The sequence below is a fragment of the Paenibacillus paeoniae genome, assembly GCF_003388735.1.
Taxonomy (GTDB): Bacteria; Bacillota; Bacilli; order Paenibacillales; family Paenibacillaceae; genus Pristimantibacillus; species Pristimantibacillus paeoniae.
The window spans coordinates 258,505-277,008 of record NZ_QUBQ01000006.1 but is presented as its reverse complement, the minus strand read 5'-3'; the positions used below and the strand labels follow the sequence as shown (position 1 = coordinate 277,008).

The 18,504-nt window shown below is 45.8% G+C and carries 9 protein-coding genes; 8 read left to right on the top strand and 1 reads right to left on the bottom strand.

What is annotated here, in order from left to right; all coding sequences use genetic code 11:
• Nucleotides 1-570 precede the first annotated feature (570 nt).
• Both DX130_RS23125 and DX130_RS23120 read left to right on the top strand, forming a co-directional pair.
• A complete protein-coding gene (locus tag DX130_RS23125; RefSeq protein ID WP_116049420.1) occupies nt 571-6,126 on the top strand; it encodes an S-layer homology domain-containing protein in 5,556 nt (1,851 codons plus the stop codon).
• Nucleotides 6,127-6,421: 295 nt separating this feature from the next.
• Nucleotides 6,422-6,814 carry a hypothetical protein gene (locus DX130_RS23120; RefSeq protein ID WP_240644665.1) on the top strand — a complete coding sequence of 131 codons (393 nt, stop codon included), beginning with the start codon at nt 6,422-6,424 and terminating at the stop codon, nt 6,812-6,814.
• Nucleotides 6,815-7,136: 322 nt separating this feature from the next.
• Here the strand turns inward: DX130_RS23120 and DX130_RS23115 are convergent, their stop codons facing one another.
• The gene (locus tag DX130_RS23115) at nt 7,137-9,617 is read right to left on the bottom strand and encodes an S-layer homology domain-containing protein (RefSeq protein ID WP_116049419.1); all 2,481 of its coding nucleotides are present in this window, start codon (nt 9,615-9,617) and stop codon (nt 7,137-7,139) included.
• A 1,310-nt stretch (nt 9,618-10,927) separates the two neighbouring features.
• Here DX130_RS23115 and DX130_RS23105 point away from each other — a divergent pair.
• The 6 genes from DX130_RS23105 to DX130_RS23080 all read left to right on the top strand — a co-directional run bounded on the left by DX130_RS23105 (nt 10,928) and on the right by DX130_RS23080 (nt 18,476).
• On the top strand, nt 10,928-11,683 hold the full coding sequence (locus tag DX130_RS23105; protein WP_116049415.1) for a DeoR/GlpR family DNA-binding transcription regulator: 756 nt from the start codon (nt 10,928-10,930) through the stop codon (nt 11,681-11,683).
• A 48-nt stretch (nt 11,684-11,731) separates the two neighbouring features.
• Entirely contained in the window at nt 11,732-12,382 is a 651-nt protein-coding gene (locus DX130_RS23100; RefSeq protein ID WP_116049413.1) for a sugar O-acetyltransferase, read from the top strand.
• 232 nt (nt 12,383-12,614) lie between these two features.
• Nucleotides 12,615-14,003 (top strand): glycoside hydrolase family 30 protein, encoded by a 1,389-nt coding sequence (locus tag DX130_RS23095; protein ID WP_116049411.1) that lies wholly within the window; start codon nt 12,615-12,617, stop codon nt 14,001-14,003.
• Between the two features lie 225 nt (nt 14,004-14,228).
• Entirely contained in the window at nt 14,229-16,388 is a 2,160-nt protein-coding gene (locus DX130_RS23090; protein ID WP_165861425.1) for a helix-turn-helix domain-containing protein, read from the top strand.
• Nucleotides 16,389-16,593: 205 nt separating this feature from the next.
• Nucleotides 16,594-17,541: an ABC transporter permease gene (locus tag DX130_RS23085; protein WP_116049408.1), complete on the top strand. Its 948-nt coding sequence runs from the start codon at nt 16,594-16,596 to the stop codon at nt 17,539-17,541.
• 26 nt (nt 17,542-17,567) lie between these two features.
• Nucleotides 17,568-18,476, top strand: coding sequence for a carbohydrate ABC transporter permease (locus DX130_RS23080; protein ID WP_338068658.1), 909 nt, complete (start codon nt 17,568-17,570; stop codon nt 18,474-18,476).
• Nucleotides 18,477-18,504: the final 28 nt, after the last annotated feature.

Here is an 18,504-nt window from a genome sequence, read left to right as displayed (position 1 = left end):
GCGGTGACCGTTAGAGGCTGGCTCCTTCCGTAGTTGGAAGACTTCCTAGTTTTCACTGTTGTGATTGACGGATTTCGCATCGCTCTATTCCTCTTTTGTTGTTGGGCAGGATGCTCAACCATACAGGATGGGCAAAGAGGTGTTCCGTTTTCAACCTTGATTTATTCGTCAAGCACTGATTTTTTTTGAGCCCAATATAATGTGAACTTTTTTCTCACATATACCGCATGAGAGTGTAACAACTTTGATTATGAATGATGTGCCAAGTAGGCGACGAATTGCTAAATGCTTCACGTCGGCTTGCTAAAACACTAATTTGCCTCCCTCATCCCGACTTCGTTTTTCCCTCATTCGTTCGCCAAAAGCACCCTAAAAGAGCCTCCAATATTACTTGCAAATAAAACGGCATAATTCGAAAGTCGACTTCACAAAAACGTTAAAATTCCGCAAGGCTTGATACTGCGCGAATTTGACTGATTCTTTCATAATTCTTTTATTGGCCGTCTCTATAATGAAGTGTATTAGTTGTGCAGTTGCAGAAACCTATCCGCTTAGTAGAGGAGAAAAATCATGAAAAATTCAGTCATATGCCTATTAATTGCATTATTTGCGTTCGGGACTTCATTCTCGCAGATTCGAGCTGTAAATGCAGCCGAGAACGACTTTACTTTTACAGTCGGTTCCAACGGAGCAACGGTTGTGAGCTACGGGGGCACGGATCTGGACGTGATTATTCCCGCTACGTACGAAGGGACGGCTGTAACCGAGATTGGGAGATCAGCATTTGATACGAACGGTACGGGCAAACCTAAAATTAGGAGCGTCGTGATTCCGAACAGTGTGAAGGTCATTCAAACGTATGGATTTCGTTATACTAGCCTCACTTCCATAGACCTTCCTGACAGCTTGTTAACGATTGGCGCCAGCGCCTTCGAAAACAATCCGCTTACAACCGTCGTTTTTCCGGACAGTGTGACGATGGTCGGCAACTATTCATTTTATATGAATAGTTTGACATCGATTAAATTATCGGAAAATCTGAAGACGATTAATGGCGGGGCTTTCGACACCAATCACCTTACGAAACTGGTCATCCCGGCTGGTGTTACGAATGTCGCCAGTAGTTCGTTCTATAATAACAGATTGACAAGCGTAACAGTGTTAGGCAATGCAACAACTTTTGGGACAGGCGTATTTGCGGGTAATCCGGGCAATCTGAAAATATTTGGAACTGCAAATTCTCCCGCAGCCGCTTATGCGGCGAACAATGGACATGCGTTTGTGGACGGAACGGGATTGTTTCAAGCGCTTGCTAGCGCTAAGTCATTGTTGAAAAGTTACCCGTTGGGCACCGGAGTAGGACAAGTGCCGGCGAATGCCTATAACGACTTGTCTGCAGCCTATGACGCAGCCAAGCTTTTTATCGACGGAATCGAGAATGCCACCGTCGCCTCTGACCTGGCTGACGCCGCAACCCCACTGACCTCTTCAATCGCGGCATTCAATGCGCAAATTGTCCAAGCCGGCAATCCTGCGGCGTTGGGGGCGGCGATCGCGGCGGCGCAGCAAGCGTTAACGGATCATCCGCAAGGCGTAAACGTGGGACAAACGTCGGCGGGAGACCGCAACGCTTTGCAGAACGCAATTGCTGCAGCCCAGCAAATTTTCAATCAGGCCTCCCAATATCTGCAGGACGAATTGGAAGCGGCTGTCGCTAATTTGGAAACGGCGATAGATACATTTGAAGACATGATTATCTCATCCGGCGATCCGACAGCGCTAGCCGAGGCGATCACGTCGGCCAAGCAGGCATTGACGGATCATCCACAAGGCGTCAACTTGGGGCAGACGTCGGTGGAAACTCGCACTGCTCTGGAAACGGCCATCGGAACTGCGCAGCAGATTCTCGATAACGCGAGCCACTACACGCAGGATCAACTGGATACTGCTGTGAACCAGTTAAATTCAGCGGTTCAAGTCTTTAAAGCCGCTGTACTTCAACCGGGTAATCCGACGGCGCTGGGCGCAGCGATTGTGGCGGCGCAGCAGGCGTTGACGGATCATCCGGAAGGCATCAACGTGGGGCAGACGTCGGCGGGAACACGCACCGCGTTGGAAACGGCCATCGGAACTGCGCAGCAGATTCTTGATAATGCGAGCCAGTACACGCAGAATCAACTGGACACTGCCGTCGGTCAGTTAAATTCATCGGTTCAAGTCTTCAAGTCCGCTGTTCATCAACCGGGTATTCCGACGGCGCTGGGCGCGGCGATTGTGACGGCTCAGCAGGCGTTGACGGATCATCCGGAAGGCATCGACGTGGGGCAGACGTCGGCGGGAACTCGCACCGCGCTGGAAACGGCCATCGGAACTGCGCAGCAGATTCTTGATAATGCGAGCCAGTACACGCAGGATCAATTGGATACTGCCGTCGGTCAGTTAAATTCATCGGTTCAAGTCTTCAAGTCCGCTGTTCTTCAACCGGGTAATCCGACGGCGCTGGGCGCGGCGATTGTGGCGGCTCAGCAGGCATTGACGGATCATTCGGAGGGCGTCAACGTGGGACAGACGTCGGCGGGAACTCGCACTGAGCTGGAAACTGCTATCGGAACTGCGCAGCAGATTCTCGATAATGCGAGCAATTATACGCAGGAGCAACTGGATATTGTCGTCGGTCAATTAAATTCAGCGGTTCAAGTCTTTAAAGGCGCTGTCCATCAACCGGGCAATTCGACAGCGCTGGGCGCGGCGATCGCGGCGGCGAAGCAAGCAAAGACGGATCATCCGCAAGGCGTCAACGTGGGGCAGACGTCGGCAGAAACTCGCACCGCGCTGGAAACGGCCATCGGAACTGCGCAGCAGATTCTTGATAATGAGAGTAATTATACGCAGGACCAACTGGATATTGTTGTCGGTCAATTAAATTCATCGGTTCAAGTCTTTAAAGCCGCAGTTCTACAACCGGGCATTCCGACGGCGCTGGGCGCGGCGATCACGACGGCGCAGCAGGCGTTGACGGATCACCCGCAAGGCGTCAACGTGGGGCAGACGTCGGCGGAAACTCGCACTGTGCTGGAAACGGCCATCGGAACTGCGCAGCAGATTCTTGATAACGCGAGCCACTACACGCAGGATCAACTGGATACTGCCGTCGGTCATTTAAATTCATCGGTTCAAGTTTTTAAAGCCGCTGTCCTACAACCGGGCATTTCAACTTCGCTGGTTACAGCGATCGCGACGGCAAAGCAGGCGTTGACGGATCATCCGCAAGGCGTCAACGTGGGGCAGACGTCTGCTGGAACTCGCACCGCGCTGGAAACGGCCATCGAAACTGCGCAGCAGATTCTTGATAACGCGAGCCACTACACGCAGGATCAATTGGATACTGCCGTTAACCAGTTAAATTCATCGGTTCAAGTCTTTAAAGCCGCAGTTCTACAACCGGGCATTCCGACGGCGCTGGGCGCGGCGATCACGGCGGCGCAGCAGGCGTTGACGGATCATCCGGAAGGCGTCAATGTGGGGCAGACGTCGGCGGAAACTCGCACCGCGCTGGAAACGGCCATCGGAACTGCGCAGCAGATTCTTGATAACGCGAGCCACTACACGCAGGATCAACTGGATACTGCTGTAAACCAGTTGAATTCAGCGGTTCAAGTCTTCAAAGCCGCAGTTCTACAACCGGGCATTCCGACGGCGCTGGGCGCGGTAATTGTGGCGGCGAAGCAGGCATTGACGGATCATCCGCAAGGCGTCAACGTGGGGCAGACGTCGGCGGAAACTCGCACCGCGCTGGAGACGGCCATCGGAATTGCGCAGCAGATTCTTGATAACGCGAGCCACTACACGCAGGATCAACTGGATACTGCTGTAAACCAGTTGAATTCAGCGGTTCAAGTCTTCAAAGCCGCAGTCCATCAACCGGGCAATCCGACAGCGCTGGTCGCGGCGATTACGGCGGCGAAGCAGGCATTGACGGATCATCCGGAAGGCGTCAACGTGGGGCAGACGTCTGCAGACGACCGCGCTGCCCTGCAGACCGCAATAGATGCGGCGCAGGCTATTGCCGACAATGCGGAAAACCAAACTCAGATTCTATTAGATGAGGCCGCTGCGAGTTTGAGCAATGCTCTAGCGGAATTCAAAGCCGCTTGGGTGGAGTTGGTACTGACCGCCTCGGCTAATGATTTGTACGGCACGGGCGACACGCTTCGCTTTACGGTACTTTACGGATACGAAGTAACCGTAACCGGGACACCGGTCGTTCCGATCATGGTCGGAGACGATTCCGTCACTCAGACGGTATATGCCTCGTATACGGGGGCGCAGGGCACCGCTTTGACGGAACTTGCTTTCGAATACGAAGTTTCGGCCGGGATCGCGGATGTGGACGGTATTGAAGTTGCTGCTGCGCTTGTGCTCCCGAACGGCGCAAATATCGTTCGCACCTCCGGCGGGGCCGCCGCTTCGCTGACGTACAAAGCACCGGACACGAGCGGAATACGTATTGTGGCGATACCGCCCGATGTTACCCTGACGGTTGCACCGAACGGTTTGGCACGTAAAGCGATCAGCGTGACGGCAAGTGTGTACGGAGTAGCTGCGGGTAATGCGCTGACGGAGCTCCGTTGGCTGTCTGGAAGCCTTAGCGAGGCTGATTTTGCTGGAGGAACGGAAGGAACCGATATTTTGGCCGCACGTCAATTTACCATAACTGCCAACGGCCACTATACCGTATATGCCCGAGACGAAGCGGGCAATGAAGCAGTGAAAGCCATTACCATCACGGGCATCACAACACCGTCTTCGTCGAATGACGGCGATCAACCGATCACATTGGAGACGACCGTGAAGATAAATCAGAGTGCTGGGATTACTGTTCTTGTCGATCCAACCGACATCGAAGGGGTCACGCGTTCGGACGGCACTATGATCGAACAGGTCATTCTCTCAGAACGGACGAGAGAGCGAGTGCTGGAACTCCTGAAAGATGCGAAGGAACCGTTTGTCAGCATTGAAATCGCCGATCGGGAGCAAGCGGTACAGACCCGTTTTCCGGCTGACTGGATCGCGGATATGGCCAAAGACTATCCGAATGCGATTATCGAGGTGAGGCTGAACAACTCCAGCTTTCAATTGCGGGTAAGTGCGATCGATCTGACCGGTTTGGCGGAGCGTCTTGACGCGAAAGTATCGGATTTGACTGTGAGCATCATTCAGGAGCAGGCCGGGGAGGATGTTCGACAGGAGATCGATCGGATTGGCATTTCCCAAGGTTTTGTTGTATTCGCCAACGTCATCGACTACAAGGTGACGGCTGAAGCAAACGGTCAAACGTTGGAGGTGCGCGACTTCGGCGGATCGTACTTGATCCGGACTATTAAATTGGACGGAGAGAAAACGAACCGAAACTTGGTTGCCGTTCAGTATATCCCGGCAAACGGAACCATCGTTTTTGTTCCGGCACAGCTGAAAACCGGTCCAGACGGTACAACGGAAGCGATTCTGAACGTGCCACATAACAGCTTGTACACAGTCGTAGATGTGCAGGCCCGAAAGTTCGCAGACTTAAACGGATACTGGGCGAAGGCGGATGTAGAGCATCTGGCGTCCAAGCTGCTGGTGAACGGCGTGGCGGCTGGCCGTTTCGGGCCAGCGGGAACCATTACTCGAGCGGAGTTCACGGCCTTGCTCGTTCGCGGTCTGGGGCTGTCCGTGAGGGAGAGCGAGAGCGGTGCCCGTTTTGCGGATGTCCCTGTGTCCGCATGGTATGCGTCTGCGGTTGATGCGGCGGTGGCGAGCGGGTTGGTGAGCGGCATCGGTGATGGCCGTTTTGCGCCTAACGACCCGATTACCCGCGAGCAAATGGCCGTGTTGATCGGCCGCGCCTTAGCCTTCACCGGACATGGAAGCGGTGGCAATGGACAAGAGGGCGGTCGCCTGGCCGCTTTCACGGATCGAGACTCCATTTCTTCATGGGCAAAAGCGGCGGTAATCCGAGCATCGGAAGTCGGCATTATGAAAGGGAATGAAGACGGACGCTTCGCGCCGACAGAGTATGCAACGAGAGCGCAGGCAGCGGTTATGCTGAAGAGGTTCCTGCAATACGTACATTTTATCGATTAGTAGTTCCAAAAAGAAGAATTCATAGATGTAACCTCTTGAAAATCCAGTCCGTTTGACGGCGAGCTTACACAGCTTTATTTCTAAGGGAAAGTCTCTGCCCGAATGATGGTGTTTGCGTTCAGTAGCATTATGGACAGATTATTTGATGTCTGTGAGATTGGAAATAGTGTGAACTATTAATGGGATTACGCTAACGGAGAACGATAGCTCAATAAAAACTAGAAGGCAGCCGACTAGCGTGATCGGCTGTCTTTGTTCTATTAACGGACAGGATAACTCCAATAAGTGATATTTAATGTCGGACCAAGATCGGTATGATCTCCTGGAAGAGATTGACGATGCTATTGAGAAATCGGGACCGTCACCTATAGATAAAGAAGAAGCTGCAATGAGAATCCGATCATTAATAAGCACACTTTTTAAAACGGTTTATCAGTGTTCCAATTGCGGTAATTTCTTCATTGATAATAATTATCCTAGGCTAGAAATGTTCAGGGGAGCTAATCAAGTTAATAAAAACTTATTGGTGTCAGCTTTAGGGGACAAGTGGAGAGGTTTTATATATGCGGAGTGGAAAGATAATATTCCCGATTGGCAAACGTCCAATGGAACCCTATATAACGAAACGAATTCAAGCGCTCTAACCGGGCAATTGATCTCGTTAGATTTCCCGATAGGGCGTATCTGAGTGAAGGTAAAAACTTATGATCAATTGAACAATTAGGAAGAGTCAATGGTGAGAGGCCGCTACAATCGTAAAAAAGTCCTTTAATTTGTGTCCAGGTACCTGACAGAAATCCAATGGTCCGTTATTTCAAAAGGGTAGAAACGGATAAGCCAATCTCAAATATGAAGCAAAAAAGCCTTCAAAACCACGGAGAAAGTGGGTTTGAGGGCTTCTCTATTGCTTGAAATCCTGTCTATAGTGGGGGCTGAAAAATCATAAAACAACTTTTGGGATAACCCCTTTGAAGGTGTTTAAACATGTATCACTATATGAGAATAGTTGGTTAAATAAATTGCAACTTTTCAAGCAGGCGTACGATAAGCTGAGCACATTCAGCGCGGGTTAATAATTGTCGTGGTTGAATGTGTTTAGTACCATCACCTTCAACAATATTTGCTTGTAGTACTTTTATAACAGAATTTTTGGACCAATCTGAGATAGCGTTATAATCCGCATATTGTTGCAAATGAATTGAATCTGAATCTAAATCTGTTTGCTGTGATATATTTAGTGCTCTTGCAATAATGACAAAGGCTTGCTCACGTGTAAGTAATTGCTCAGGGTTAAATGTTTGATCTTCAAATCCTTGAATTAAGCCGTATGAACTGGTTGCTCTGACGGCTTGTTCGTACCATGTGTCTTGATGGACATCTGTGAAAGTAGAAGGGTTTAATACGGACGTTGCGCTCGTCAAGCCTAAGCCACGCGCTATAACAGCCGCAAATTCTGCTCTAGATACGTTTTCCGCAGCATTAAAATTCCCAAATTCATCACCGTATACTATTCCATGAGTCGCAAGTTTAGAGATAGCCTTTTCTGCCCAGTGACCATTTGTATCAGTAAAAGTTACTGGTTTACTTAAAACTGGAACAACAGTTCCGGTTGAAACAGTGTGAATGATCATAAAGTCCTTGCCATTCTCGGTTATTACTTTTGAAGGTAACATGTGTATACTTCCATCATCTTGCAATAGTAAAGCATTCCATACGGAAGAGTTAGTAGATAGATCGTTTAATGGTAGTTTTAAAGTAGCATAGCCTGGATGGGTATATTCATTATTTTTAATAATTGTATTCATATCAAATGAAAATGTAATTGGATCTCCTGACAAAGATAAATGATGTTTTTCTGCGTACATTAATAACTCTTGCCGTTTAGTTTGGTCTGATGAATGAAGCTGAATCTGTATGGTTTCGGGATTGTTTAGAGATGTTGTGTTTATTTGGTTGAGAGGTAATTCCAATTTGGCTAATCGAGTACTCAAACTCAATATTTTATGATTTTGTTTCATTGATTCAAGGATGGTACGATCGAACGTCACATTTACAGAATCAATCTGTGGAGCGTTGATTGCGATTATATCGTTATTCGTTAGTTTTGATACTAACGAATAGAAGGGTCCTTCTTTAATTACAAAATCAAGATGCCGTAATTGATTTATCGTAGAAACAGGAAAATCACCTAAAATCTCGCCATTAATATAAACAGAGTTTTCATTTGTTGGAGTAGTTATCTCTACTACTGGAGATGATGGTTTCGGTACGATATTGTTTACAACATAAGAACTTTCATCAGATATATTACCTGCAAGGTCACTTGATCGAGCATAGATTGTACCATTTTCAATCATTTTTATAGGCGTTGTATATAGGGTCCAGGCTCCGTCATTCATTTTATATTCTTTAACATGTGCATCATCTGGATAACTAATTGTTACATTGACGGGTTTACTTGTGTTTGCTGTTTCGTCAGCACTGAAGGTCGCAATTGCTGGAGGGATAACGTCGACCCATTTTGCATAAAAAATAATATTGCTGCTAACGGTATGGGGAAACGTAATTTTGTTTACAAAAAGCTCATCACTATACCATCCATCAAACAAATAACCTTCTTTAGTTATAACAGGTGGTGTTGTGATGACGCTGCCCATAGTAAGTCTAGAGTCGAACACAGTTTCTCCTACATTGGTAACGAACTTAACAGGGAAACGTAGTGGTCCAACAGTAAATGTTTCTGACTTTTGTGAGTCGGTATATTTATCTGAAGTATCCGTATACTCCGCCGTAAATTGCAAGTTACTGTTGGCTGGTACGGTATCAGCTGCAATGGTCCAAGTTACAATGCCTTCGCTATTTGGTGATTGCGCAGCGTATAGTGTATCTGCTTCATCACTTAAACTCACAGAACCTATAGTTACAGGGGTGCCAGATAGTGCATTGGATACTTTAGCTTGTACCTCAAACGCTTCTTGTCCATATAAGATTGAAGGCGACGTGGTTAGCGTTAGTGTGGTAGAGGCTACTTGCAAATCCAATAAATTTTCCCAAGAAACATGAATGGTATTATTACTTTGACCTATTAACGTAACACTTTGAGTAAGTTCATCGACAGTAATTCCTTTAATATATCGTGCGCCATTAAAACTTCTAAAATTGAAAATATCACCTATTTCATTATAGGAAGCAATCGTCATGGTTGTGTTATTGTTTGAATCACGGTAGACCCAGTAGGTAAACTCTCCCCATTTAATGACTGGGCAACTATTACTTGGGGTTTCATCAGCTGCATTGCAAATTAGAAGTGTATCTGGAGGGGTATATGAAGGTTTGCTATTGGTTGGTAAATATTCTACTGAAGGAGAATCAATAGGTTCAGCGTGCACAGTATACAATGTTACTCCCGGTACGATACTAGCGGAGTAGAGCAAGAAAACAAATGACAAAATGATTAATGAGAACTTGGAAGATAATTTCTTAGTGTCCATATTTCAATAAACTCCTTTTAAATGTGATAGTTGAGATATTGTGCATAGGAAAGAGCAGCTTGGTAATCGGGTTGTGGCTCCAATGAACTGGCTAGTTTCTTCATCTTGCGGTGGAGACACGTTTCTCCGTGACAAAAAACAGCAGATAGCCTCCTTTCCGCATTTTAGGTACAAAGAGATACCTCTTACCCCTATGTATGTCGAAGCGATGCACACGGTAGCCTGAACGGTATGCTTCATAGCGTCAAGGTTCCATTAAAATGAGGGCAGGTCATCGGTCAGTTCGTAGATACCGATGACTTTGCCTTTTTACTTTTGCGAACTTAATTGTACGTTTTTTATTCAAAATGTTACATTCACTGGACATCCTTTTCGAGTGTAGCATACTATACTTGCTCTAAATTTAAAGAATTCTTTAGGTTCAAAACCAAAATTAGCGGTTGACGAATTGAAATGAGCGTAGAACGGGGGGAAATGAAAAAGCATCTGCAAATCCTGTATGTTGTAAGTCCTGCCAAACAACATAAGGATGTAACAGATGCCACTCCTGTATATTAACGAACTGCTCGGATCACCAGAGCTACACCTTCATAAAATAGTTTCCACGATGTTCAAGTTTGCGCTCATGTTAATCCAGGTTCCCAGGAATCGAGTCCTAGCAATTTGCATCCTAATGGGGAGAGATAGGTCTGAAACGGTTTCGCATGCCAATACTGCAATCTTTCTTGTATGGTCACGTCATGGAATTGATTAGCGGGGATCATGGTCAGGGGGAGCCAAAATGAATCGAAGTCTAGATCAAGGTCAAGGTGACATCTCTCCGCATCGAAAATAATGAGATCGCACATATGTATTCTCTGAGGGCTATTGCTATTATGAATCGTTATCTCTGTTTGCAGGCATACTCTTCCTTGAATTTTAGTAGTCTCTTTCGGATCAAGACTAACCATTAAGGCCTGGTCGCCGAGAACTTCGCTGAAGGCATGATAGACAGGCTCATACATTCGAAGATCCCATAACGATTGATGATGAGTTGAATACGCGGCATTCATCCCGCCTCTTATCAACCATTGCATATAACGGAGAACGTGAAAGTGAGTTACGGCTTTGGGATATACAACATAGCCGTGTTGCCGCCAGTTGGAACCATGCTTTTCATTCGGTATGTCCAATGTATTTTCCCGCCCTTCATCAAGAAGTTGTGATCATTGTAGCAGATGATGCCTTAAAAAAACAAGTTGAAATCGCATGACAAACACTTATAATGACTTATGAATACTTAAATATTTGCAAGAGGTGGTGAGGGTGCCTTGTATCAGGAAGAACGTCTTAACAAAATTGTTGATTATTTAAAGCAGCATGGGCGTATTAGCATCCAAGATATTTGTCATTTTTTCGAAGTATCCCGAGACACAGCTCGTCGTGACCTTTTAAGGATGGAAGAGATGGGCCTAATCATTAGAACGCATGGAGGAGCCATTCTCCCTAAACAAGCGAATAAAGCTCATGAATACAGAGAACGTCTGGTACGTGAATCCGAAGAGAAGCATAGGATTGGGGTTTTTGCGGCCTCTCTAGTCAACAATGGCGACTTCATTCTGATGGATGCTTCAACAACGGTCCAATTTGCTGCTGAACATCTTACTTCTACTAATGTAGTCGTTGTTACAAATTCAATCGATAACGCGGATGTGCTCTCCAAAAAGCCTGCTGTTCGAACGTATCTTCTTGGCGGAGAATTACATTCTCAGCATAGATTCTTATATGGACAAGCGACTATCGACAAGCTAAGGGATTATCAAGCAGACAAATTGTTTCTTGGGGCTTGCAGTATTACATCTGATGGACTCTTTTACCTGAATGAAGAAGATGGGTTTGTCAAACGTGAAATGATTAAACGAGCAAGTCAAATTATCGTATTAGCCGACCATACGAAATTCGGAGTACCTATGTTCTATCGGGTCTGCGGGCTTGAAGCTATTGACTTGCTGATAACGGATAAACAACCTGAACAAGCTTTTGTAGAGATTCTTCAACAAAACAATGTTGAGTTGTTAGTTGTTTGATCAAATACTATACCAGTGAGCACATTCGAAGAGATTGGAGATGAATATATGACGGAAGAAGAACGAATTTTTAAGGGGATTTTATTTAGTCCTGGTCATCCCGAATTAAAGGCTATAAAGCGCCGTGCACATAACCTTAGCAGTCAATATAGTCGCACTTTTGAGGATCAGACAGAGGAACGCGAAGAGATACTTGAACAGCTGCTTGGCAAGATGGGGGAACGCAGCTTCATTCAGGGACCTATTTTCTTTCATTACGGGGTTCACACAGAAATCGGAAAGCACTTCTTTGGCAACTACAATCTTACCGTGCAGGATGATGCCAAGGTTACTATTGGGGATAATGTCAGTTTTGGTCCAAATGTAACGATTGTGACACCCATTCATCCGTTCATTGCCTCTGAACGCAGGCAAATGCTTGATCAAAATGGCGATCCTAAGTCGCTATGTTACGCCAAGCCAGTGACGATCGGCAACGATGTATGGCTCTCAGCCAATGTAACGGTATGCGGCGGTGTTACCATTGGAGACGGATGCGTAATAGGAGCAGGTAGCGTGGTGACTCAAGATATCCCGGAAGGCACCTTTGCTGCAGGAGTTCCATGCAGAGTAATTCGCCAGATCACACAAGCGGACAGTATGCAATTTAAACCGGAAGTGTTGGCGGATTGCCGTGTGATTTCGGATTTAGAGTCATAATGATAGAAGTTTATGATGAGGAGCCTGCCAAACAGTGGCAGGCTTTTTCTAATGCCGATCAAGCCAGTCTTGCAGCAAAAAAGCTCTGAATGAGAGCTAAAATTAGCAGTCTAAATGCGTTATCTCTATAAAAAACAGTAATATGCAAATTGTGAAGTAGATAGATGCTTCGTTATCTGCCATGCTTGATGGGATTCACGTATTCTAAACTACATGGTATGGAGGATAAAGAATGAAGCTGAATAAACAAGTGAACGTTTGGTGGAGCTCTGAACAGGAAGCACGCAGCCAACAGTGGTTTTTTGAGGACTTATCTAACCGTTATTGCTTGGAGCAGCAAGAAGCATCAGAGGTAGGACTGCCCGCTGTCGCAAAGTCGAATGAGACGACGATCGCTATTTTTCCAGAAATTACGTACCAGCAAATATTAGGTATTGGCACTTCCATGGAAGAAAGCACGGTATATAACTTGGCGAAAATGTCACCAGAAAAGCGTCTTGAGGTATTGAAATTGCTGGTAGATCAGCAAGACGGCGCAGGATTTAATTTGATCCGTATTACGATAGGCACTTCGGATTTCACGGCGCAAACTTTTTATTCTTATAATGATTTGCCAGAGGGCGAAACAGACTTTAAACTGGAGCATTTTTCTATTCAGCGTGATATTGATTTAGGTATAATAGATACAGTACAAGAGTTGCTTAAATTGAATCCGGAACTAAAAATATTCGGTTCCTGCTGGTCGCCGCCTGCCTGGATGAAGACAACCGGCAGTATGAATCGGGGAAGCTTAAAGGAAGGGATTCAATACGTAGAGGCTTATGCCAAGTATTTATGCAAAGCTGCAAGCGCTTACGAATCCCTTGGCATCCCGCTTTATAGCATGACGATGCAGAACGAGCCATTATTGGAGATTGATTATCCAAGCTGCTATATGTCTCCGGAACAACAAGCAGAGCTGGTTGTAATATTAAGGCAGGAGCTTGATGCGCAGGGGCTGGATGTGAAGCTATGGATCTTTGACCATAATTTCAGCGATGCATGGGGCTACACAACACCAATACTGAACAACAAGGCGGCTAATGAAGCGACAGCGGGTATTGCACTGCATGATTATGAGGGAGAACCAGCTATCATGACCGAGCTTAAAGCCGCTTACCCGGACAAGTCGATTTATTTGACCGAACGGTCATTATGGGGTGTATATGGAGCCGATCGCATCCTGCAGTTTTTCCGGAATTGGGCTTCAAGCTACAACGCGTGGGTAACGATGCTTGATAGTACAATCGGCACACATCAATGGGTCGGTACCCCGGATCCAACACTGCTGGTGCAAGACGCCAGTAACACTGATCATTACTGGGCAACACCTGAATTTTATCTAACTGCTCAATTCTCGCGCTTTATAGGGGCGGGCGCCTATCGAATTGAAAGTACACTAGGCTCGGCCGAGTCAGTTACCAATGTCGCTTTTGTCAATCCGGATGGATCGCTTGTTGTTGTCATTGTCAATCAGACAGAACTAGAACAGGCTTATCGCCTTGTAGCCGGGGGCTGGCAATATGGATCATCATTGCCTGCCAAATCAGCAGCTACTCTTGTTATAGCAGATCGGGGATAAACAAAGGAGCCAGATGTGATGTTTGCCGGATTACGATCGAGAAAGTATTTGCAGCGGATCCTCCTTTCACTTGCATTGTTTGCTCTATTTGTGTTGGTTGTTTATTCAGCATTCATGTATGTTACGATGAGAACTGCTATATTAAAAACACTTTCTGAGGCAAACGAGAAAGTATTATCGCAAGTCCAGTACAATGTCAGCTACATGGATGAGATAGCGAAAAATATGGCAATGTCCTTGTTTTTTGATAATGAGGTCATTCCATTGTTGTATGGCAAAAGCTTCGACTATGCGGATATTTCATTCAAATTATGGAAGCTGGATAAAATCGTAGACTCCTCGACCTATTTGCATTCGATTACGGTTTACAATGCCTACACAGACAAATATATTTCGACTTACCGCCCCTTTCAGGATAACTTGAATGGTGAAATTGCGTCTTATGAGCATCAACTCGCTGCATATCCTGAATGGCCCAAACTAACGATGATTCCGATCCAGGAAAAATCGGGTTCTGGTCAAATGGATGGCGAGGAGGTGCCCATTTCCTATTTTTCATATGTCTTGTATGATCAGCAGGGGGATACGCCTGGAGGGAAGAGTAAGCTCATTTTAAATGTGCAGGCTTCTTGGCTGTTCAATAATATTCAGAACGTTAATGACTTGGCATACAAACAAAGCAATACCTTGCTGCTGCTTGCTGATGAAGGACAACTCTATGCTGCCGACCGGCATGCAGGAGAAACGATACCTGATGCACTTATTGCCAGGCTGCAAACCAGTAACACAGAATTTGATAGCTTCACATTTGGTCGAGGAAGCGATAAGTCGATTGTGACCTTGATGCCTCTTGGCGTACAGAATTGGAAGATTGTCAATATTCAATCCTATGCTTTAGCCCTAGAGCCGCTCGCCAATATTCAAAAGACGATGCTGGTATCGATGCTTTTCTTTCTCTTACTGTCGCTTGCCCTCATTTTTCCGATATCGCAAAGGCTGTACCGACCTGTGGAACGCATGGTTCATCAAGTGAAAGGTTCTCCGAGCACAGAGATGGCTCAAGGGGCTGCCGATCACGATGAATGGTCCTACTTGAGTGGTGTATATACCAATCTGGTACAGCGAGTAGAACAAGTGAAACAGCATTATTCCAAAAATAAGAGCATGATTGAGCACTTTCATATTCATAATCTATTAACGGACAGTACACATTTGACACGGGAGGGCTTCGAGCAATGGGTGACGGATCGTCATGCCCATATGAAACCGGAAGGGCCGTTTTGTGTCTGTGCTTTGCAAATTGATGGTTACAAGCAAAGAAAAGTTCAAATGAAGGGCAAGGAGAACGACCTATATGTATTTGCAATAGGCAACATTACGGAAGAACTGCTCGCTGCAAGCTGTGATTGTATTTGGACGTATATGGGTGAGGGACTGTTCATATTTTTGGTCGTGCCCGATGACAACGGGCCGGGGCGCGAATTATATGGGGATGCTTTTTCTGAAGCGCAACGCGTCATTCAGTCTTATTATGGCTTATCTGTTACGTTATCCTTGAGTACATCTGTCCCATCCTTTGTGCAAATTACAGAGGCCTATTTGGAAGCCAGGGAACTGATCCAATACCGGATGCTGTATGGTTACCGTGCATTTATAACGTCAGAGAGAGTTGCGCAGCACCGTAACAAGAGGGCACTAGAGTCGATTCCTGCGCAAGAGAAGCGGATCATTGAAGAATTAAAGAGAGGGAACAGCAAGCAACTAACTGGGCAGATCGAGCTGTTTTTTGAGCTGTCCATGCAGCTGTCTTATGCGGAGTTTATACAGGCCGTATTGCATTTAACAATGGCAACGGTTGGAGCCATACAAGATATGAATGATGTGCGCCTACATCCGGTTCGAGTGGAATTGGTCCATTTGCATAAAGAAGTGATGGATAAGGAAACGATAGGGGAAATTAAAGCTATTTTTCTGGATTTGGCAGCTCGCCGAGTGCATGATACGGAGAGTTTGACCCATAAAAAAACAGAAATGATCTGTGGGACCATTAAAGATATTATTGCGGAGAATTGTGCGGATACAGAGTTCTACCAGCAGTCTGCAGCGGATATGCTGAAGATGTCCTCAGCCTACTTAGGGAGGCTGTTTAAACAAGGAACAGGACAGAGTTTCACGGAGTATTTAAATGATATTCGGTTAAGCAAAGCATTGGAATTACTTGATTCTGACCATATAAGCATTAATGAAGTGATGGAACAGTGCGGGTATCGATCGCAAAGCCATTTCTTTAAACTCTTTAAAATCAAATACGGTACAACGCCAGGGGAGTATCGGTTGAAACAAATTATGAAGAAGCAGGAGAAAGTGCAAGCAGAGCACTCCTGACGATTACAAGCTACACTATGCTCTTAGGCGGCAGCGAGCAGGACGGAATGGTACTATCCATTCCGTCCTGCTTTTCTGTATGGAGCTAAACAGGAGCATGGGAGGCCAGACAAAGCAAAATAGGATAGTAAACTGCAAAATCAGCATGTAAGAAAACAGTAAAGTACATTTTGTTAAGTGGTGCACCGCCCATTGTCTGAGCATAATGAAGGGCAGAGGGGAGGTGATAAAGTTGAAACATCCGTTGGCAAAGCAAAGTGTGTTCAGGCGTAACCGTGAACTATTCTTTCTCAGTGTGCCCGCCCTTGTGTTCAAGTTGATTTTTCAATACTTGCCGTTAGTGGGATTGATTTTAGCATTCAAAAACTTCCGCTATAATCTCGGGATTTTCGGCAGCCCATGGAACGGCTTGGACAATTTCAAGTTTTTCTTCGTTTCTGATAATGCTTGGCGTATTACTCGCAATACCATCCTGTACAATGCGGGCTTTATTATCATTACGCTAGTTTTTGCATTATTGTTTGCTATTTTGCTTAGTGAGCTGTCCAGCAGAGCCATCAAGCTGTATCAGACTGCCTTATTTCTGCCCTACTTTTTATCCTGGGTAGTCGTAGGTTATGTGGTACTGGCCTTTCTGGAACAGGAGCGCGGATTTCTGGATCAAATATGGCTCCTGTTTGGTTGGGATCCCATTAGCTGGTACCAGGAAGCGGAACGATGGCCCTATATATTAAATGGCGTGAACTTATGGAAGACAGTAGGTTTTTCCACCCTTGTGTACTATGCAGGCATTTTGGGAATCAATCCTTCCTATTATGAAGCGGCCCGTATAGATGGTGCAGGAAGATGGCAGATGATGAGGAGCATTACACTGCCTTTATTGACTCCCCTAATTATCGTACTGCTTATTATGGCGATTGGAGGAATGTTCCGCTCTGATTTTGGTTTGTTCTACTTTGTGCCTAACAATTCCAGCTTCCTGTATTCAACGACGGATGTCATTGATACGTATGTGTTCAGAGCTTTGCGTACAGTAGGCGATGTTGGCATGTCAGCTGCGGTGGGACTCTATCAGTCCGTTGTAGGCTTTTTGCTGGTCGTTCTGTCCAATTGGATTATTCGCCGAATAAATGAAGAGAATGCGCTGTGGTAGATGCAGAATAAGGCGCAAAAGGGCTGGTGAATAAACTAATCAGGAAGGAGCGAGTAGCAGCTATGAGGCCGTCTCTTCGTATAGTTACACATCTTATTTTTGTTCTCGTCACGGTTGCGATGGTGCTTCCTCTGCTGCTAGTTGTGATGGCATCGTTTTCTAGTGAGGATTCTATCATTAGAAAGGGATATCGTCTGTGGCCAGAGATATTCAGTCTTGAAGGGTATAAAATCGTCTTTCAATATCCGGGTATGCTGCTGAATGCTTATTCCATTACAGTTATGGTTACCGTAATGGGAACGATCATCAGTTTGCTGCTTACGGCAATGATTGCTTATGTCATGGCGCGCCGAGACTATGCGTATAGGAAAGCAACTTCATTTTTCGTTATTTTTACGATGTTGTTCAATGGCGGTCTGGTTCCCTTTTATATTTTGGTTGTGAAATATCTGCACCTAAAGGATACGCTGTGGGTCTTGATTTTGCCCTATCTGGTTAATCCGTTCTATGTCTTAATTATGAAAGGGTTCTTTGATCGGGTACCCATTGAAGTGGTGGAATCGGCCAAAATAGATGGAGCCAGTGAGTATCGTTCCTTTTTTACAATCGTTTTGCCTTTGGCAACACCAGCACTTGCTACTGTAGGGCTATTCATTTCATTTGTTTATTGGAATGATTGGTGGCTGGGACTATTGTTTATTGACAATAACAAACTTGTCTCGATACAGTTAATGCTATATCGAACGATGAATTCGATTGAATTTTTCGCCGCAAATGCAAGGTATATGAGCGGTCAGATTGATGTGACCAAATTTCCAAGCCTGACAGCGCGAATGGCTTTAGCCGTACTTGGCGCAGGGCCAATGATGTTTATTTTTCCGTTTTTCCAGCGGTATTTTGTGAAAGGGCTTACAGTGGGGTCCATAAAGGAATAACGTTGCACAAACCATAACAGGAGGGCGC